The organism is Paracidovorax sp. (genome assembly GCF_057642795.1).
Genome location: NZ_JBXYZY010000029.1, coordinates 27340 through 44635 on the forward strand (window position 1 = coordinate 27340; position 17296 = coordinate 44635).

19 protein-coding genes are annotated in these 17296 nt (G+C 68.4%); 10 read left to right on the top strand and 9 right to left on the bottom strand.

Annotation, left to right across the window (positions count from 1 at the left end; translation table 11 throughout):
* Positions 1–119: 119 nt before the first annotated feature.
* On the top strand, positions 120–1016 hold the full coding sequence (locus AC3A84_RS11350; RefSeq protein WP_487969731.1) for a DMT family transporter: 897 nt from the start codon (positions 120–122) through the stop codon (positions 1014–1016).
* 87 nt (positions 1017–1103) lie between these two features.
* Here AC3A84_RS11350 and mrdA read toward each other — a convergent pair whose 3' ends face one another.
* From mrdA to AC3A84_RS11370, 4 genes are all read right to left on the bottom strand, one after another.
* Complete coding sequence (gene mrdA, locus AC3A84_RS11355) at positions 1104–3047, bottom strand: penicillin-binding protein 2 (protein ID WP_487969732.1); 1944 nt, start codon at positions 3045–3047, stop codon at positions 1104–1106.
* Positions 3048–3163: 116 nt separating this feature from the next.
* Entirely contained in the window at positions 3164–3682 is a 519-nt protein-coding gene (gene mreD, locus AC3A84_RS11360; RefSeq protein ID WP_487969733.1) for a rod shape-determining protein MreD, read from the bottom strand.
* Positions 3679–4602, bottom strand: coding sequence for a rod shape-determining protein MreC (gene mreC, locus AC3A84_RS11365; RefSeq protein WP_487969734.1), 924 nt, complete (start codon positions 4600–4602; stop codon positions 3679–3681). The genes mreD and mreC overlap by 4 nt, the downstream gene beginning before the upstream one ends.
* Before the next feature lie 134 nt (positions 4603–4736).
* Entirely contained in the window at positions 4737–5780 is a 1044-nt protein-coding gene (locus AC3A84_RS11370; RefSeq protein WP_092938035.1) for a rod shape-determining protein, read from the bottom strand.
* Positions 5781–5993: 213 nt separating this feature from the next.
* Between AC3A84_RS11370 and gatC the strand changes: the two genes are divergently transcribed.
* Genes gatC through gatB form a run of 3 tightly spaced genes read left to right on the top strand, consistent with a single transcriptional unit; the run spans position 5994 to position 9271 of the window.
* Positions 5994–6293: an Asp-tRNA(Asn)/Glu-tRNA(Gln) amidotransferase subunit GatC gene (gatC, locus tag AC3A84_RS11375; protein WP_487969735.1), complete on the top strand. Its 300-nt coding sequence runs from the start codon at positions 5994–5996 to the stop codon at positions 6291–6293.
* A 13-nt stretch (positions 6294–6306) separates the two neighbouring features.
* Positions 6307–7809, top strand: a complete 1503-nt coding sequence (gene gatA / locus AC3A84_RS11380) for an Asp-tRNA(Asn)/Glu-tRNA(Gln) amidotransferase subunit GatA (protein WP_487969736.1) — start codon at positions 6307–6309, stop codon at positions 7807–7809.
* Between the two features lies 1 nt (position 7810).
* The gene (gene gatB, locus AC3A84_RS11385) at positions 7811–9271 is read left to right on the top strand and encodes an Asp-tRNA(Asn)/Glu-tRNA(Gln) amidotransferase subunit GatB (protein WP_487969737.1); all 1461 of its coding nucleotides are present in this window, start codon (positions 7811–7813) and stop codon (positions 9269–9271) included.
* Positions 9272–9336: 65 nt separating this feature from the next.
* Here the strand turns inward: gatB and AC3A84_RS11390 are convergent, their stop codons facing one another.
* Both AC3A84_RS11390 and pyrE read right to left on the bottom strand, forming a co-directional pair.
* Complete coding sequence (locus AC3A84_RS11390) at positions 9337–10038, bottom strand: DUF4124 domain-containing protein (RefSeq protein ID WP_487969738.1); 702 nt, start codon at positions 10036–10038, stop codon at positions 9337–9339.
* Positions 10035–10739, bottom strand: coding sequence for an orotate phosphoribosyltransferase (pyrE, locus tag AC3A84_RS11395; protein ID WP_487969739.1), 705 nt, complete (start codon positions 10737–10739; stop codon positions 10035–10037). The genes AC3A84_RS11390 and pyrE overlap by 4 nt, the downstream gene beginning before the upstream one ends.
* Positions 10740–10749: 10 nt before the next feature.
* On the opposite strand from pyrE, the gene AC3A84_RS11400 reads away from it, so the two are divergent.
* Positions 10750–11553 carry an exodeoxyribonuclease III gene (locus tag AC3A84_RS11400; RefSeq protein WP_487970062.1) on the top strand — a complete coding sequence of 268 codons (804 nt, stop codon included), beginning with the start codon at positions 10750–10752 and terminating at the stop codon, positions 11551–11553.
* A gap of 33 nt (positions 11554–11586) precedes the next feature.
* Here the strand turns inward: AC3A84_RS11400 and AC3A84_RS11405 are convergent, their stop codons facing one another.
* Positions 11587–12750, bottom strand: a complete 1164-nt coding sequence (locus AC3A84_RS11405) for a YeiH family protein (protein ID WP_487969740.1) — start codon at positions 12748–12750, stop codon at positions 11587–11589.
* A 125-nt stretch (positions 12751–12875) separates the two neighbouring features.
* On the opposite strand from AC3A84_RS11405, the gene AC3A84_RS11410 reads away from it, so the two are divergent.
* Entirely contained in the window at positions 12876–13826 is a 951-nt protein-coding gene (locus AC3A84_RS11410) for a LysR family transcriptional regulator (RefSeq protein WP_487969741.1), read from the top strand.
* A 57-nt stretch (positions 13827–13883) separates the two neighbouring features.
* Here AC3A84_RS11410 and AC3A84_RS11415 read toward each other — a convergent pair whose 3' ends face one another.
* On the bottom strand, positions 13884–14804 hold the full coding sequence (locus tag AC3A84_RS11415) for an MBL fold metallo-hydrolase (RefSeq protein WP_487969742.1): 921 nt from the start codon (positions 14802–14804) through the stop codon (positions 13884–13886).
* Between the two features lie 83 nt (positions 14805–14887).
* Between AC3A84_RS11415 and AC3A84_RS11420 the strand changes: the two genes are divergently transcribed.
* The 3 genes from AC3A84_RS11420 to AC3A84_RS11430 are packed head-to-tail and all read left to right on the top strand — an operon-like array spanning position 14888 to position 16173.
* On the top strand, positions 14888–15274 hold the full coding sequence (locus AC3A84_RS11420) for a metalloregulator ArsR/SmtB family transcription factor (protein ID WP_487969743.1): 387 nt from the start codon (positions 14888–14890) through the stop codon (positions 15272–15274).
* A complete protein-coding gene (locus AC3A84_RS11425) occupies positions 15271–15723 on the top strand; it encodes a YeeE/YedE family protein (RefSeq protein ID WP_487969744.1) in 453 nt (150 codons plus the stop codon). The genes AC3A84_RS11420 and AC3A84_RS11425 overlap by 4 nt, the downstream gene beginning before the upstream one ends.
* Before the next feature lie 3 nt (positions 15724–15726).
* On the top strand, positions 15727–16173 hold the full coding sequence (locus tag AC3A84_RS11430) for a DUF6691 family protein (RefSeq protein ID WP_487969745.1): 447 nt from the start codon (positions 15727–15729) through the stop codon (positions 16171–16173).
* Positions 16174–16275: 102 nt separating this feature from the next.
* On the opposite strand, the gene AC3A84_RS11435 is transcribed toward AC3A84_RS11430, so the two are convergent.
* Complete coding sequence (locus AC3A84_RS11435) at positions 16276–16593, bottom strand: DUF4148 domain-containing protein (RefSeq protein WP_487969746.1); 318 nt, start codon at positions 16591–16593, stop codon at positions 16276–16278.
* A gap of 329 nt (positions 16594–16922) precedes the next feature.
* Here AC3A84_RS11435 and AC3A84_RS11440 point away from each other — a divergent pair, with 329 nt between their 5' ends.
* The gene (locus tag AC3A84_RS11440; protein WP_487969747.1) at positions 16923–17282 is read left to right on the top strand and encodes a hypothetical protein; all 360 of its coding nucleotides are present in this window, start codon (positions 16923–16925) and stop codon (positions 17280–17282) included.
* Positions 17283–17296: the final 14 nt, after the last annotated feature.

Here is a 17296-nt window from a genome sequence, read left to right on the forward strand (position 1 = left end):
CAGCATGCGCAGGCTTTGCGCGGAATTCCAGCACAAAGCCTCCGCAACCCTGATGGAGCGACGGCACTGCGCTCCATTTTTCATAGCAAGGCTCTGCAGCCCTTTACCCCCGTACCCCTATGCGCGCAGAACGACTGGGCCTGCTGGCCCTGCTGCTGGTGACCCTGGTCTGGGGCACCACCTTCCCGGCCATGAAGCTGCTGTCCGCGCAGCTCGACGCGCTGCAGCTGATCTGGCTGCGTTTCGCTATCGCCCTGGTGGTGCTTGCGCCCGTGTGGCGCGGCCTGCGCCGGGCGGAGCTGCGCTGGGGCCTGCTGCTGGGCAGCCTGCTGTTCCTGGCCTTCTGGCTGCAGATCGAGGGGCTGGCGCGCACCAGCAGCAACCGCAACGCCTTCGTCACCGGCCTCAACGTGCTGGTGGTGCCGTTGCTGGCAATGGGAGTGCTGGGGCGGCGCTACGGCTGGCCGCTCTGGGCCGCCTGTGCCATGGCGCTGGCAGGCATGACACTGATGTTCCACGAGAACGAACCCTGGAACATGGGCGATACGCTGACCCTGGTCAGCACGGTGTTCTACGCCATCTACATCCTGACGCTGGAAGCCTGCGCACGCCGCACGGCGCAGGCACCGCTGCGCGCGACACGCATGGCCGCGGTGCAGGCGCTGATGATGTTCGCAGCCTCGGCGGTGCTGCTGCTGATCCGGCACGGCGGCGTGGCCTCGTCGCTGGACACGCTCGCAGCCCTGCCGGCGGCCTCGTGGGCGGCGCTGCTCTATCTGGGCATGGTGGCCAGCGTGCTGGTGGTGACGCTGCAGGCCTGGGGCCAGCAGCGGGTGGACGCGATGCGCAGCGCCATCGTCTTCGGGCTGGAGCCGGTGTTCGCCGCGCTCACGGCGTGGGCGCTGATCGGCGAGCGCATGGGCCCGGCGGGCATGGCCGGCGCGGCGCTGATCGTGCTGGCGCTGGTGGTGAGCCAATGGCAGCCGGCGGCGCCGCCGATCAGGAGTGGCGGCTAGCAGCGCTCCTTGAAGAAGCGCCCGGCATAGCCGGAACGGGAGCGGGAGCCGCGGCGCAAGGTTGAGCGAGCCGCTCAGACAACCCGCTCAGGGCGCTGCGCCCATCGGCACATCGGCCGCGCGGCGCGGCGTCCCGATGGGCGCGCTGGCCTGGCCCTTGGCCACTGCAGCCATGTCTTCCACGCTGGGATACTGGCCCAGCAGCACGTAGTCGAACACACGGCGCGCGATAGGGCCGGCCGCAGCAGCGCCGAAGCCTGCGTTCTCCACGATCAGGGCCACGGCCACCTGCGCGTTCTCGGCCGGCGCAAATGCGGCGAAGAGCGAGTGGTCGCGCTGGTGCTCTTCCATCGCCTTGGCGTTGTATTTCACGTTCTGGCCCAGGCTCACGGCCTGCGCCGTGCCGGTCTTGCCGGCCGAGGTGTAGGGCGCACCGGCAAAGATCTTGGTGCCCGTGCCGCCCTTGTTCACGGACACCAGCGCATTGCGCACGATCTCCACGTTCTTCCTCGCATAGCCCAGCGGCTGGCCCGGCGGCTGCGGTACCTCGGTGACCTGGCCACTCACCGTGTCTCGAATCGCTTTGACGAGGTGGGGCCGGTAACTCGTTCCGCCATTGGCCAGCGTGGCCTCGGCTCGGGCCAACTGCAGCATGGTGAAGTTGTTGTAGCCCTGGCCGATACCCAGCGACACGGTTTCGCCCGAATACCAGCGCCGCTGCTCGGGGCGCTTGTAGGTATTGCGCTTCCACTCGGTGCTGGGCAGCACGCCGCGCACCTCGCCGCCCAGGTCGATGCCGGTGAGCTGGCCGAAGCCCAGCGGCTTCATGAAGTCGTGGATGGTGTCCACGCCCATGTCCACCGCGAGCGAGTAGAAGTAGGTGTTGCTGGAGAACTGGATGGCGCGCTGCATGTCCACCGCCCCCAGGCCGCCCTCGTGGCTGCGGAAGGTGCGCCCGCCGTAGGTGAAATAGCCAGGGTCGTTGAAGATCGCCGCGGGCGATCGCTTGCCGAGCTCCAGCGCACCCAGCGCCATGAAGGGCTTGTAGGTGGAGCCGGGTGGGTACGTGCCGCGCAGCGCGCGGTTGAGCAGGGGCTTGTCGATGGATTCGTTCAGCGCCTGCCAGTTATCCGAGTCGATGCCTTCGACGAAAAGATTGGGGTCAAACGTGGGCTTGGAGACCAGCGCCAGGATCTCGCCGTTGCGCGGGTCGATGGCCACCAGCGCGCCACGCCGGTCGCCGAAGAGGTCTTCCACCATCTTCTGCAGCTTGATGTCCAGCGACAGCATCACCGTATTGCCCGGCGTGGCCGGATAGCTCGCCAGCCGCCGCACGGCATGGCCACCGGCGGAGGTCTCCATGCGCTCCACGCCAGTCTGCCCGTGCAGCGTGGTCTCGAAGCTCTGCTCCACGCCCAGCTTGCCGATGTGGTCGGTGCCGCGGTAGTTGGCAGCCTCGTCCGAATCCTCGATGCGGGCCTTCTCGCGCTGGTTGATGCGACCGATGTAGCCGATGGCATGGCTGGCCACCTCGCCCATCGGGTAGGTGCGAAAGAGCCGCGCCTTCACATCCACGCCCGGGAAGCGGTACCGCTGGGCGGTGAAGCGCGCCACCTCCTCGTCGGTCAGCCGGGTGCGGATGGGCAGCGACTCGAAGCTGCGCGCGTCCTCCATCAGCCGCTTGAAGCGGCGGCGGTCACGCACGTGGATGTCCACCACCTTCGAGAGCTCGTCGATGGTGCCCTCCAGGTCATCGACCTTGGAAGGCGTGATCTCCAGCGTGTAGGCGGAATAGTTGGTGGCCAGCACCACGCCGTTGCGGTCCACGATCAGGCCGCGATTGGGCACGATCGGCACCACCGCCGTGCGGTTGCTCTCGGCCTGCTCGGCCAGGTCTTCGTGGCGCATCACCTGCAGCACGATCAGGCGCCCGACGATCAGGCTGAAGGCCAGGAAAACCAAGCCCCCCACGGCCAGCACGCGCATCCTGAAGCGGGACGCGTCGGCCTCGTTGTTGCGCAGCTCGGTCATGCAGGCTCAGAAGGTGTGAAGGAGGCAGCCAGGGCGCGGGCCGCGTCGGGCAATGGCAACGCGGCAGGAACCTGTTCTGGCGAGACGGGCGGGCACGGCGGAGCGTTCATGCCCTTTTAGAGGGGCCGGTTCTCATCGGGTTCCGGCGAGCGGCGCTGGGGCGCGAGCAGCACCCAGCTGGCCAGCGGCCAGAGCAATGCCTCCAGCACCGGCGCGGCCAGGCCTTCGATCCCCGGCACGATGCCGCCACTCAGCAGACGCAGCAGCAGCTCGATGGCATGGGCCACCACGAAGAGCGGCAGCACCTGCAGCGCCTGCGGCCACACGCTGAACCACAGCAGGCGGCGGTGGGCGTAGATGGCGCCGTACATCAGCGCGATATAGGCCAGCGCGTGCTGACCCAGCAGCGCCGACTGCACCACATCCATGCACACGCCCAGCGAGAACGCCACGCCCATGCCCACGCGGTGGGGCTGGTGCACGCCCCAGAACGCCAGCAGCACCAGCAGCAGGTCGGGCGTCCAGACCACGCGCCCCAGCGGCAGCATGTTGAAGGCCAGAGCGGCCAGCAAGCTGGCCGCGATGAAGAGCGGGCGTGCCGGCAGCAACAGCTGCTGGCCTTTGGGCATGATCATCGGCGGCCCTTGTTGCTGCGCTTGGGCGCGGGTTCAGGAGGCGCCGGGCGCTCAGGCAGCTCGGCGGTGAGCGGCTGCAGCACCATGACGTGGCGCGCGCCCAGCATCTGCGCCAGCGGCACGCAATAAATGCGTGCAAAGGCGGAATCGGCCCGGCGTTCCACGCGCACCACGCGCGCCACTGGCAGGCCCGAAGGGTACAGGCCATCGACGCCGCTGGTAGTGAGCAGGTCACCTTCCTGCACGTCGGCATTGCCGGGCATGAACCGCAACTCCATACCCCCGCTGTGGGCGGCCACGGGGTCACCGTAGGCCACGCTGCGCGCGCCGGTGCGGACGTTCATCACGGGAATGGCCTGGTCGCGGTCGATCAGCAGCGTGACCTCGCTGACCAGCGGCAGCACCCGGGTCACCTGGCCCAGCACGCCGGCGGCGTCCATCACCGGAGAGCCCAGCTCGACGCCGGCCACCTGCCCGCGGTCGATGACCACACGCCGGGTGTAGGGGTCCGCCGTGTCGTAGATCACCTGGGCGGCGTGCGCGGGCGTGGTGAGGCGCTCGCGCAGTTCGAGCAACTTGCGTAGGCGGGCGTTTTCCTGCTGCAGATCTTCGGCCTGATTGACGCGCTGCGCCATCTCGGCCATCTTGCGCTGTGCCTCGTCACGCGTTTGCTGCGCAGACTCCAGCGTCTGCAGGTATTCCGCGGCATGGTGAGCGACATCCACCGGCTGCAGCATGGCCCACTGCAGCGGATACAGCACGGTCGAGATGGCGTTGCGCAGCAGGCCCGTGACGCCAAAGCGGGCGTCGGCCACCATCAAAAACAGCGCCAGGGCGCTGTAGAGGACGAGACGAGAGAGCGTCGACGGCCCTTGCCGGAAGAAGGAGGGCGCAGACCGCTCAAGGGTGCCGAAGAACATGCGAAGAACCTGTCAGGGCAGGGCTGCAGCAGCAAAATGCGGGCTCAGGAGGTGGCCCGCAAAGCGCCAGCCCGGGCTGGCACGGCGTACCACCCTGCGCAGGAGCCAGCCACCAGGCGCAGGGCCATCTCGCCTCACTCGCTCGTGAAGATGCTGCCCTGGCGATCCATGCGCTCCAGCGCGATGCCGCAGCCCCGCACCACGCAAGTCAGCGGGTCTTCGGCCACCAGCACGGGCAGACCGGTTTCCTCGGCCAGCAGGCGATCCAGATCGCGCAGCAGCGCACCGCCGCCGGTCAGCATCATGCCGCGCTCGGCGATGTCAGCGCCCAGTTCGGGAGGCGTCTGCTCCAGCGCGTTCTTGACGGCCGAGACGATCTGGTTGAGCGGATCGGTCAGGGCTTCCAGCACTTCGTTGCTGGAGATGGTGAAGCTGCGCGGCACGCCTTCGGACAGGTTGCGGCCCTTGACTTCCATCTCGCGCACTTCAGAGCCCGGGAAAGCCGAGCCGATGTGCTTCTTGATGGATTCGGCAGTGGGCTCGCCGATCAACATGCCGTAGTTGCGGCGGATGTAGTTGATGATGGCTTCATCAAACTTGTCGCCGCCCACGCGGACCGAGCCCTTGTAGACCATGCCGCCCAGCGAGATCACGCCGACTTCGGTCGTGCCGCCGCCGATGTCCACCACCATCGAGCCGGAAGCCTCCGACACCGGCAGGCCGGCGCCGATGCCGGCGGCCATGGGTTCCTCGATCAGATAGACGGCGGTGGCGCCGGCGGCCTCGGCCGCGTCCTTGATGGCGCGGCGCTCGACCTGGGTCGAACCGCAGGGCACGCAGATGATGATGCGCGGGCTCGGCGTGAGCAGCGTGCGCGGATGCACCATCTTGATGAACTGCTTGATCATCTGCTCGGTGATGACGAAATCGGCGATCACGCCGTCCTTCATCGGGCGGATGGCTTCAATGTTGCCGGGCACCTTGCCCAGCATGGCCTTGGCCTCGCGGCCGACGGCCTGGATGACTTTCTTGCCGTGCGGGCCGCCTTCGTGGCGAATGGCTACGACCGACGGCTCGTCCAGCACGATGCCCTTGTCGCGGGCGAAGATCAGGGTGTTGGCAGTGCCAAGGTCAATGGCAAGGTCGGTGGAGAAGTACCGACGGAAGGCTCCGAACATTCAATATTCCTCTTGGGCACGACACGCGCTTCGGCTGGCCGTCGCCTTGTTTTACGGGGTGTTAAGTGGCTTTTTTCGCCCAATGACCGGCGTTGGAGAGGCTATTGCGGCAAAGGCGGGATAATACCGCATCCCCTGTGAATAACTTTCAATCGCGCGCGGCTGAATTGGGCTTTACATCCCGTTTCTGCGCGCCGACATCGCCCCCACCCTATGGCACTGACACCCCAGGATATCGACCGCATCGCCAATCTGGCGCGGCTCGAACTCAGCCCAGCCGACAGTGAGCGCATGCTCACCCAGCTCAACGGATTCTTCGGCATCGTCGAGAAGATGCGGGCCGTGGACACCACCGGCATCGCGCCTTTACCCCACCCGGTGGCGGCGATCCAGGACGTGGCGCTACGCCTGCGCGAGGACGTGGCCAGCGAGCCCGACCAGCGAGAGGCCAACCAGCGCAGCGCGCCGGCCGTCGAACGCGGCCTGTTCCTGGTGCCCAAGGTCATCGAGTGAGGAGCGGCACAGCATGACCGACATCAAGAACACCACCCTGCACGACCTGAGCGTCGCCGACCTCGCCCGCCAGCTGGCGACCAAGCAGGTCTCCGCCGTCGAGGCGGCGCAGCACTTTTTGGCCCGCGCCGGCGCCCACCAGCGGCTGGGCGCCTTCGTGGCCGTGAATGAAGAAGCCACGCTGGCCCAGGCACGCGCGCAGGACGCGGCCATCGCCGCCGGCACGGCCGGCCCGCTGGCGGGCGTGCCCATCGCCCACAAGGACATCTTCGTCACACGCGACTTCCCCACCACCGCCGGCTCGAAGATGCTGGCCGGCTACCGCTCGCCCTTCGACGCCACCGTGGTCACGCGCCTGGCCGATGCCGGCGCCGTGACGCTGGGCAAGCTCAACTGCGATGAATTCGCCATGGGCTCGGCCAACGAGAACTCGGCCGTCGCCCCCGTGGGCAGCGATGCGCCCGCCCCGGTGCGCAACCCCTGGGCGACCGACCGCGTGCCGGGCGGCTCCTCGGGCGGCAGCGCCGTGGCCGTGGCCGCGCGCCTGGCCCCGGCCGTGACCGGCACCGACACCGGCGGCTCGATCCGCCAGCCGGCCTCGTTCTGCGGCATCACCGGCATCAAGCCCACCTACGGCCGCGCCAGCCGCTACGGCATGATCGCCTTCGCTTCCAGCCTGGACCAGGCCGGCCCGATGGCCCGCAGCGCCGAAGACTGCGCCCTGCTGCTCTCGGCGATCTGCGGCCCCGACCCGGACCGCGATTCCACCAGCCTGGACGTGCCCGCCGAAGACTTCAGCGCCCAGCTGAACGCCCCCATCGACGGCCTGCGCATCGGCATCCCGGCCGAGTTCTTCGGCGAAGGCCTGGCGCCCGACGTGCGCGCCGCAGTCGATGGCGCGCTCAAGGAATACGAGAAGCTCGGCGCCAGGCTCGTGCCCATCACGCTGCCGCGCACCGAGCTGTCCATCCCGGTGTACTACATCATCGCGCCGGCCGAGGCCTCGTCGAACCTGAGCCGCTTCGACGGCGTGAAGTTCGGCCATCGCACCAAGGACTACACCGACCTGGTGGACATGTACAAGAAGACGCGCGCCGAAGGCTTCGGCGACGAGGTCAAGCGCCGCATCATGATCGGCGCCTACGTGCTCTCGCATGGCTACTACGACGCCTACTACCTGCAGGCGCAGAAGATCCGCCGCATGATCGCCGACGACTTCCAGAATGCCTTCAAGGAATGCGATGTGATCGCCGGCCCCGTGGCCCCCACGGTGGCCTGGAAGCTGGGCGAACACGGCAACGACCCGCTGGCCGACTACCTGGCCGACATCTTCACCCTGCCCGCTTCGCTCGCCGGCCTGCCCGGCATGAGCGTGCCTGCGGGCTTCGGCGAAGGCGGCATGCCCGTGGGCCTGCAGCTCATCGGCAACTACTTCCAGGAAGGCCGCCTGCTCAACGCCGCACACCGCCTGCAGCAGGCGACCGACTTCCACCTCCGCGCGCCAGGAGGCCTGTGACATGACGACGACCCCCAAACTGATCCACGGCTACGAAGTCGTCATCGGCTTCGAGACCCACACCCAGCTCGCCACGCAGTCGAAGATCTTCAGCCGCGCGCCCACGGCCTTTGGCGCCGAGCCCAACACGCAGGCCTGCGCGGTGGACCTGGCCCTGCCCGGCACGCTGCCGGTGATGAACCGCGAGGCCGTGGCCTGCGCCATCCGCCTGGGCCTGGCCCTGGGCTCCACCGTCGCGCCCGAGAGCATCTTCGCGCGCAAGAACTACTTCTACCCCGACCTGCCCAAGGGCTACCAGATCAGCCAGTTCGAGATCCCGGTGGTGCAGGGCGGCGAGGTGTCGTTCTATCTGGGCGACGAGCAGAAGACCGTGCGCCTGGTGCGCGCCCACCTCGAGGAAGACGCGGGCAAGTCGCTGCATGAGGATTTCATCGGCCAGTCGGGCATCGACCTGAACCGCGCCGGCACGCCCCTGCTGGAGATCGTGACCGAGCCCGACATCCGCAGCAGCGAGGAAGCCGTGGCCTACGCCCGCGAGCTGCACAAGATCGTCACCTGGATCGGCATCTGCGACGGCAACATGCAGGAAGGCTCGTTCCGCTGCGACGCCAATGTCTCCGTGCGCAAGCCGGGCGCCCCGCTGGGCACGCGCCGCGAGATCAAGAACCTGAACAGCTTCAAGTTCATGCAGCAGGCGATCGACTACGAGATCCGCTGGCAGATCGAGCAGATCGAGGACGGCCACGCCATCCAGCAGGCCACCGTGCTGTTCGACCCCGACACGGGCGAAACGCGCGCCATGCGCACCAAGGAAGACGCGGCCGACTACCGCTACTTCCCCGACCCGGACTTGCCGCCGCTACGGATTTCGGAGCAGTGGGTGCAGGAAGAACGGGCGCGCATGCCGGAATTGCCGCGCAGCATGGCGGCGCGCTTCGTGGCCGACTACGGTCTGCCGGAATACGACGCGACCACGCTCACGCAATCGAAGGCCATGGCGGCCTACTTCGAAGAAGCCGCCAAGGCGAGCGGCCAACCCAAACTGGCCAGCAACTGGATCATGGGCGAGATCTCGCGCCGCGTGAACGCGAGCGAGATCGACATCGCGGCGGCGCCAGTCACGGCCGCGCTGCTGGCTCAGCTGATCGGGCGCATCGCCGACGGCACCATTTCCAACGCGGCTGCCCGCCAGGTGTTCGAAGTGCTCTGGACGGGCGATGGCCTGGACGTGGATGCGGTGATCGAGGCCAAGGGCCTCAAGCAGATGAACGATTCCGGCGCGCTGGAGAAGATCATCGATGAGGTGATCGCCGCCAACCCCGACAACGTGGCCCAGTTCAAGGCCGGCAAGGACAAGGCGTTCAACGCGCTGGTCGGCCAGGCCATGAAGGCCAGCCGAGGCAAGGCCAACCCGCAGCAGGTCAACGACATGCTGCGCGCCAAGCTGGCTGCAGCCGCCTGACGGAACCCCATCCAGGCGGTGGCGCCTGGGCGCCGCTCTGCGGACAGTGCGCTGCGGTGGGCGGCTCAGCGCTCCGCAGCAGCGGCCTCCGGCACGGCCGGATTCGCCGCCCAGATCGGCTGCAGCACGGCCCGTTCGGCATCGAAGCGCTGGTTCACCCGGCGCTTCTCGGCCTCCTGCGCCGCGACGAAGTGCCTGTGCGTCTCCAAGACCTGGTCCTGCTCGGCCAGCTGCCGGCGCAGGGCCATGGGCGCCTTGCCCGGCGTGCTGGCGTAAGCCGCCAGCTCCGCCTCCAGCTTCTTGCGGTCGCGCAGCAGGTCATCCACATGCTTTTGCGTGACGGCGGTCACATCGTCCACGCGGGCCAGCGCTGAGGCGCGCTCGGCGTCGTGCGCGCTCGGCGTGGGGTAGCGCGCGGCCAGCACGCGTTCGCGCCGGCGCTCTTCGGCCACGCGGGCGCGCTCAGCGGACTCGCGCTGATGCTGGGCCTCGGCCGCGGCGCGCTCGTTCTCGGTGAGCGCTGGACCCATGCGGCGGCGCTCGGCACCCGTCTGGTCCAGCACGCGCTGCTCGCGGTCGTTGCATTCCGGGATTGGCCGATCGGCGGTAAGGCGCCGGCCCAGCCGGTCGATGCAGGTATAGACGCTGCCGCCGGCCGGCGCGGACTGCGCCGCAACGAAGCCGGTACAGCACAGGCCCGCCAGGGCCACGCCAGCGGCCGCGCACGCGCGCTGACCTACGGACGACTGGCGGGCCACCGGATTCATGCAGCGCCTACGCCATAGCGTTCGCGATAGGCCAGCACGCGTCCGTGGTGGGCCGCCATCTCGGCACCCGCGCCGCTCTGCGCCAGGTACTGCAGCAGGTCGGCCAGCGTGGCGATGGTGCAGACCTGCATGCCGAGCTGGTTGCGCACGTACTGCACGGCGCTGTGGTCCACGTCCTGGCCGTTCTCGGTGGCCTTTTCCTGCCGGTCCAGCGCGATGGCGATGGCGTGCGGCACGGCGCCCGCCGCACGGATGAGGGCGATGGATTCGCGCGCGGCGGTGCCAGCGGACATCACGTCGTCCACGATCAGCACACGGCCCTTGAGCGGCGCGCCCACCAGCGTGCCGCCTTCGCCGTGGTCCTTGGCTTCCTTGCGGTTGTAGGCGAAGGGCACGTTGCGGCCCAGGCGGGCCAGCTCGACGGCCACCGTCGCGGCCAGGGGAATGCCCTTGTAGGCGGGCCCGAAGACCATGTCGAACTCGATGCCGCTGGCGACCAGCGCCTTTGCATAGAATTCCGCCAGCCGACCCATCTTGGCGCCGTCGTCGAACAGCCCGGCATTGAAGAAGTACGGGCTCATCCGGCCCGCCTTGGTCTTGAATTCGCCGAAGCGCAGCACGCCGGAGGCCTCGGCGAAACGCACGAAATCCTGCGCCAGGGAGCCTTGCTGCTCTACCGGCTGCGCCTTGTCTGTCACCATGAATGCACCTTTGTTCAAATTAACCAGCCTCAACCTCAACGGCATCCGTTCGGCCGCCTCGAAAGGCGTCGAAGCCTGGATCGCCGCAAACCGGCCGGATTGTATTTGCGTGCAGGAGATCAAGGCACAGTCCGCCGACATGCAGGGCCGCTTCGAGCAGCTCGCCGGCCTCACGGGTCACTTCCACTTCGCGACCAAGAAAGGCTATTCGGGCGTGGGCATCTATACGCGCCACGAGCCTACCGACGTGGTCGTCGGCTACGGCTCGACGGAATTCGACGCGGAGGGCCGCTACGTGGAAGCGCGCTTCGACACGCCCTCGCGCAAGCTATCGATCATCAGCGCCTACTTCCCGAGCGGCTCATCGGGCCCCGAGCGGCAGGAGGCCAAGTTTCGCTTCCTCGCGGAGTTCCACCCACACCTCATGCGCCTGAAGGCCGAGCGCGAGCTCATCCTCTGCGGCGACATCAACATCGCCCACCAGCAGATCGACCTGAAGAACTGGCGCAGCAACCAGAAGAACAGCGGCTTCCTGCCCGAAGAGCGCGCCTGGATGACCCAGCTGCTGCACACCACCGAAGCCACGGGCGGGCTGATCGACGTCTATCGCCGGCTGCAGCCCAGCGCCACCGACACGGCCTACACCTGGTGGAGCAACCGGGGCCAGGCCTATGCCAACAACGTGGGCTGGCGGCTCGACTACCACCTGGCGACGCCGGCCATCGCCGCGCTGGCGCGCAGCGAACATATCTACAAGGATGTGAAGTTCTCGGACCACGCACCGATCACGGTGGAATACGACCTCACCCTGTAAGCACTCCGGCGGCCTGCCGATCCAGCGGACTTCTCAAGCCTGCAGCAGCCAGCTGATGCCCAGGTTGATGGCCAGCCCGCCGCACACCAGCCAGACGAACAGCGTGGCCGCCAGCGCCAGCGGCCGGATGCCAGCGCGGCGGATGGCCGAGGCGTGCGTGGTCAGCCCGAGGCCGGCCATGGCCATGGCCAGCAGCACCGTGTCGATCTCGGTCAGGTGAGCGACGGCTGCGGCCGGCAGCACGTTCAGCGAATGCACTCCCGCGACCCCGACGAAGCCCAGGGCGAACCAGGGAATGGCGATGCCGCCACGCTGCGGGTCACACTGACTGCCTTCGGCCTCTTGCGCAGCGCCTTGCCGGGCGCAGGCCGCTGCATCGCGCGACAGCCATGCCGAGAGGATGAGCAGGAACGGCGCCAACATCATCACGCGGACCATCTTGGCGATCACGGCCGTATCGGCGGAGGCCTCGCCGACGGCGCGGCCGGCCGCCACGACCTGGGCGACCTCGTGGATGGTGGAGCCGGCGAAGACACCGTAGGCCTGGGCGGAGAGGTCGATGAGATGGTGCTGCGCGTTGAGCTCGTAGATCAGCGGGTAGAGGAAGATCGACACCGTGCCGAACACCACCACGGTAGCGACCGCGACGGTCACCTGCTCGGCCCGACCGCGCACGACGGGCTCGGCCGCCATCACGGCCGCGGCGCCGCAGATGGAGCTGCCGGCACCGATCAGCATCGCCGTACGGCGGTCCAGCCCGAACACCCGGGTGCCGAGCAAGCACGCCAGCGCGAAGGTGCTGCCCAGCACCGCCGCATCGATGGCGACGCCTGCCCAGCCGACGTGGCCGATGTCCTGGAACGTCAGCCGCAGGCCGTAGAGCACGATGCCCAGGCGCAGCAGGCGGACCTTGGAGAGATTCACGCCCGCACCGGCCACCGCGCCGACACGGGCATAGACGGTATTGCCGACCACCATGCCCAGCACGATGGCCAGGGTCAGCGCACTGACGCCGTGGGCTGCGAACCACGGGAGATCGCCGAGGTGGATGGCCGCGAACGCCAGCGCGCCCGTGAGCGCCAGGCCCGGCAGCGCCTGTCGTAGCGAATGAGCCAGGGCGGCGCTTGAGCGGACCAGAGAGGCCGAGGTGTGCGCTAAAGGGCTCGAAGCAGGGACTGGCGACGGGGCGGTTTGCATGGTGTTGTTCTCCATCGCATCGTTCTCCGACGCGATGGAAGAACTTTGAACCGCCGCAACCTATCTGACAAACGGATAATTTCGTTATAACCAAATTACTAGGCAGGTAACAAAGAAAGGCCGACATGCGACTCACCCTGCGTCAATGGGCGATCTTTACGGCGGTGGCCGATACCGGCAGCACCACGGCCGCGGGCGAGCGCTTGGCGCTTTCGCAGTCGGCCACCAGCGCCGCGCTCAACGAGCTGGAGGCACTGCTGCAGGCGCAGCTCTTCGACCGCATCGGCAAGCGGCTGCTGCTCAACGACTGCGGCCGGGCCCTGCTGCCCCAGGCACGGGCCCTCCTCGATGCGGCTCAGGCCATCGAAAGCCAGTTCGGACTGGCCGGCCCGGGCGGCCCCCGCACACGGCTGGCCACGCGGCTGCGGATCGGGGCCAGCAGCACGATCGGCAACTACGTCCTGCCCGCGCTCGTGGCCGGGTACCTGCAGGACTGGCCCGGCGCCGCGGTGGACGTGGTCATCGGCAACACGCGGGAGATCGCCGGCGCGGTGGACCGGCTGGAGGTGGACATGGGCCTGATCGAAGGCCCGTGCCACGAGCCCGCGCTGCAGGTCGCGCCCTGGCTGGAGGACGAGCTGGTGGTGGTTGCCGCGCCGACGCATACGCTGGCGCAGGCCCATGGTCCCGAGGCGCGCGTGCCGCTCAAGGCCCTGCGGCAGGCACGCTGGCTGCTGCGCGAGGCCGGCTCGGGCACGCGCGAGGCGGTGGAGCACGCCCTGCTGCCGCATCTGCACCACCTGCAGGCCGATCTGCAGCCCGGCAGCACCGAGGCCATCAAGCAGGCCGCCGTCGCTGGCCTGGGGCTGGCCTGCCTGCCCTGGTGCGCGGTGCAGGATCTCGTGACGCTGGGCCGCCTCGTGGTGCTGCACACCACGCTGCCACGGCTCAAGCGCCGCTTCTACCTGGTCCACCATCGCCAGAAGCGCCTGTCAGGCCCACTGCAGTGCTTCGTCGCGCACTGCGAGCGGCTGGATGGCAGCGCGCTCGCGGCCCCGCTTCCATCTGCCGCCTGACCCGGTGCCGCGCGCTGCGGCGGCACGCCCCTCGCAGGCGATGCCCGCATGCCGGGCCTACAGCGCGTCGAGCGGGATCTTCAGGTAGCGCGTACCGTTCGCCTCGGGCGGCGGCAGCTCGCCCGCGCGGATGTTGACCTGGATGGATGGCAGGATCAGCACTGGCATGTCCAGCGTCGCATCGCGCCGCTCGCGCAGGGTGACGAACGCGGCCTCGTCGATGCCGTCGTGCAGGTGAATGTTGCGCTCGCGCTGCGCGGCCACCGTGGTTTCCCACTGCGGGGCGCGGCCCTCGGGCGGGTAGTCGTGGCACATGAAGAGGCGCGTGGCGGCGGGAAGGGCCAGCAGGCGGCGCACCGAGGCATAGAGCGTGCGCGCATCGCCGCCGGGAAAGTCACAACGCGCGCTACCCACGTCGGGCATAAAGAGCGTGTCGCCCACGAAAGCCATCTGCGCCGTGCCCAAAGCGTCTTCCAGCACATAGGCCATGTCGGCCGGCGTGTGGCCAGGCACGTGCATCGCCCGCAGGCGCAGGGCGCCGACGTGGAACCGCTCGTCGGGCTCGAACAGGTGGCCGAACTGCGCGCCGTCGGCACGGAATTCCGGCTCGGCCAGATGGAAAAGCCGGCCGAACACGCCCTGCACGGTGCGGATGGCCGAGCCGATGGCGATGGTGCCGCCCAGCTTGCGTTGCAGGTAGTGCGCGGCGGAGAGATGGTCGGCATGGGCATGGGTTTCGAGCAGCCATTGCACCTGCAGACCCTGCGCCTGGATGAAGGCGATCACCCGGTCGGCCGACGCGGTGGAGGTGCGGCCGGACTTGGCGTCGTAGTCCAGCACCGGGTCGATCACCGCGCAGGCACCTCCCTGCGCCTCGAACAGCACGTACGTCACTGTCGAAGTGGCGGGATCGAAGAAGGCCTGCACCTGGGCGGCGTGCGATGCAGCAGTGGCGATGGGGGTGGAGCTGTGGGTCATGAAGGATCTCCTGGCCGGCGGCAAGCGCCTCAGCGCGAAAACGATATACAAGCATTGAATATATATTCAAATATAATGATCGCATGAAACGCAACGAACCGCTACCCCCAATCACAAGCCAGGCTCCGCCCTCCGAGGCACTGGAGCAGCTCCGCGCCTCCGCCGGGCGCGCCTGCGCCCTGCTCAAGGCCATGGCCAACGAAGACCGCCTCCTGCTGCTGTGCCAGCTGGCCGAGGCCGGCGCAGAGCGCAACGTGGGCGAGCTGCAGGCGCAGGCCGGCATCGTGCAGCCCACGCTGTCGCAGCAGCTGGGCGTGCTGCGCGACGAGGGGCTCGTGGAAACGCGCCGCGAAGGCAAGTTCGTCTATTACCGGCTGGCCAGCGCCGAGGTGCTGACCGTGATGCAGGCGCTGCACGCGGCCTTTTGCGGCCCTGCGGCATCCCCCCCCACTGAGGAGTTCGCGCAATGAACATCGACTGGACACACTTCACTCCCTGGCGATCGCTCGCCGGCGGCGCGCTGATCGGCTTGGCCGCAGTGCTTTTCATGGCCTTCAACGGCCGCATCGCCGGCATCAGCGGTGTGATGGGCGGCCTGCTGGGGCGCAGCGCGCCGGGCGACCGGCTCTGGCGCGGGCTCTTCATCGCCGGTTTGATGCTGGCAGTGCCGCTCTGGCGCCTGGCAGGCACGCTGCCGCCCTCCACCATCGCAGTGGGAACGCCCGCGCTGATAGTGGCCGGGCTGCTGGTGGGACTGGGCACACGCTACGCCGCGGGCTGTACCAGCGGCCATGGCGTGTGCGGGCTCTCGCGCGGCTCGCCGCGTTCAATGGCAGCTACCGCTGCGTTCATGGCGGCAGGCTTTCTGATGGTCTATGTCCTGCGGCACGTGCTCGCCATTCCGGGCTGGGGAGGCTGATCCATGCAAACCAACGCATTCCTCCGCCTGGGCTTCGCCCTGCTGTCCGGCCTGGTCTTCGGCCTGGGCCTGATGCTGTCGGGCATGACAGACCCGGCCAAGGTACTGGGCTTTCTCGACCTGGCCGGCACATGGGACCCATCGCTCGCGCTGGTGATGGGCGGCGCCATCGCGGTGACAGCCCCGGCCTTCGCCTGGCTGCGGCGCCGCCAGCTCAGCGTGCTGGGCGCACCCCTGCAATGGCCCACGCGCACCACGCTCGACCGCCGGCTGGTATGGGGCAGCCTCGCCTTCGGCGCCGGCTGGGGCCTGGCGGGCTTCTGCCCAGGCCCGGGACTGGTGAGCGCCGCAGCCGGCCATCACGAGGCCTGGTGGTTCGTGGGCGCCATGGCGGTGGGCATGACGGCTTTCTCGCTGATCGAGCAACTGCGGGCAGGGCACAACCGCTGAAGGGGTGGCGGCCGGCGCAGCCCGGAGCCCGGCCCACCTTTCCCCCTCCTCAGCCTCTGCCGGTGTTGAACAGGCAGTGGAATACGCCGCCCCTGGCGGCCTCTATTCGGCAGCCCCGGACTGCGTGGCTCCCGCTGCCTTGCGGGCTGGGGACGGCAGCGTACGCGCGGGCGACACCCGGGGAGGCTCTCCGCTTTCCGTGACCCGCCACATCTCTCCATTGCGCATGGCGGCGATGGCTTCATCGCGGACCTGTTCGCGCGTCATGGCACTCTGGAAATGACCGGGCTCGGTGGTCACACCCGTTTCGCTGGGTGCGGGATGCCAGTAGCCACTGGCGGATGCCGCACCGGACAGCATGAACAGCAGCATTCCGGCTGCGCCCAGGACAATCGGATGGATTCGTTGCGCGTGGTTCATGGAAGCAAGGTCCTTTCATTGGTTGACTTGAACAATCTCCGGGGCCGGATGCCGCGAGAGATGCAGCCACTGTAGGAATCGCATGCCGACACCGAGGCGACGCCGAGGTGACAAGTGCGTCATGCGCAGCGGAGGACCTGCGCGAGACCGCGAAGCCCGACGGCCGCCCCAAGGTGGCCGGCTGCGCACGTCGCCAAAGATGACGGATTTGTCATCTGGCTGTCGGATTCATGACGGAGTCCTCTCCCTAATATCCGCGCCGAGCCGGCCCCATCCACGTCCACCCATCCCGGCCACGCGAACTGTCCAGACCTCACGCCCGCCTCCCGATGCTTCACCGCGCCCTCTTCGTCTTTCTGCTGCTCTTGCTGCCGCTGCAGTGGGCTGCCGCACAGATGCACGAATCGCGTTCAGCCTTTTCGGGAGCGACGGTGCAGGCCCAAGAGTCCGCACAGGACAGCCATGCACAGGAGCACGGTGGCGCTCCATGCCTCTTCCACGCGCTCGCACACCCCTCGGTCCATGGCGGGACGCTGCAGGCACCAGGACTGCCCGGCCAAGCGCGCCGGGCTTGGGACGTGCCTCTGGATCTCGACCACCACGGAACCCGTTCCATCAGCGACATCGACCGTCCCCGCTGGCGCGCCTGCATCGCTCCATCGACGGAGGACTGCACGATGCGCGCCTGAATCGCAAGCGCTGA

What these genes read in the sequence shown, in the direction of transcription:
- mrdA (WP_487969732.1), bottom strand. Translation starts at nt 3,047, where the DNA reads ATGACCGAGCTGCGCAACAACGAGGCCGACGCGTCCCGCTTCAGGATG.
- AC3A84_RS11350 (WP_487969731.1), top strand. Translation starts at nt 120, where the DNA reads ATGCGCGCAGAACGACTGGGCCTGCTGGCCCTGCTGCTGGTGACCCTG.
- AC3A84_RS11415 (WP_487969742.1), bottom strand. Translation starts at nt 14,804, where the DNA reads ATGACCCACAGCTCCACCCCCATCGCCACTGCTGCATCGCACGCCGCC.
- AC3A84_RS11370 (WP_092938035.1), bottom strand. Translation starts at nt 5,780, where the DNA reads ATGTTCGGAGCCTTCCGTCGGTACTTCTCCACCGACCTTGCCATTGAC.
- AC3A84_RS11410 (WP_487969741.1), top strand. Translation starts at nt 12,876, where the DNA reads ATGCGACTCACCCTGCGTCAATGGGCGATCTTTACGGCGGTGGCCGAT.
- AC3A84_RS11405 (WP_487969740.1), bottom strand. Translation starts at nt 12,750, where the DNA reads ATGCAAACCGCCCCGTCGCCAGTCCCTGCTTCGAGCCCTTTAGCGCAC.
- gatB (WP_487969737.1), top strand. Translation starts at nt 7,811, where the DNA reads ATGACGACGACCCCCAAACTGATCCACGGCTACGAAGTCGTCATCGGC.
- mreC (WP_487969734.1), bottom strand. Translation starts at nt 4,602, where the DNA reads ATGTTCTTCGGCACCCTTGAGCGGTCTGCGCCCTCCTTCTTCCGGCAA.
- AC3A84_RS11390 (WP_487969738.1), bottom strand. Translation starts at nt 10,038, where the DNA reads ATGAATCCGGTGGCCCGCCAGTCGTCCGTAGGTCAGCGCGCGTGCGCG.
- pyrE (WP_487969739.1), bottom strand. Translation starts at nt 10,739, where the DNA reads ATGGTGACAGACAAGGCGCAGCCGGTAGAGCAGCAAGGCTCCCTGGCG.
- AC3A84_RS11435 (WP_487969746.1), bottom strand. Translation starts at nt 16,593, where the DNA reads ATGAACCACGCGCAACGAATCCATCCGATTGTCCTGGGCGCAGCCGGA.
- AC3A84_RS11440 (WP_487969747.1), top strand. Translation starts at nt 16,923, where the DNA reads ATGCTTCACCGCGCCCTCTTCGTCTTTCTGCTGCTCTTGCTGCCGCTG.
- AC3A84_RS11430 (WP_487969745.1), top strand. Translation starts at nt 15,727, where the DNA reads ATGCAAACCAACGCATTCCTCCGCCTGGGCTTCGCCCTGCTGTCCGGC.
- gatC (WP_487969735.1), top strand. Translation starts at nt 5,994, where the DNA reads ATGGCACTGACACCCCAGGATATCGACCGCATCGCCAATCTGGCGCGG.
- mreD (WP_487969733.1), bottom strand. Translation starts at nt 3,682, where the DNA reads ATGATCATGCCCAAAGGCCAGCAGCTGTTGCTGCCGGCACGCCCGCTC.
- gatA (WP_487969736.1), top strand. Translation starts at nt 6,307, where the DNA reads ATGACCGACATCAAGAACACCACCCTGCACGACCTGAGCGTCGCCGAC.
- AC3A84_RS11420 (WP_487969743.1), top strand. Translation starts at nt 14,888, where the DNA reads ATGAAACGCAACGAACCGCTACCCCCAATCACAAGCCAGGCTCCGCCC.
- AC3A84_RS11425 (WP_487969744.1), top strand. Translation starts at nt 15,271, where the DNA reads ATGAACATCGACTGGACACACTTCACTCCCTGGCGATCGCTCGCCGGC.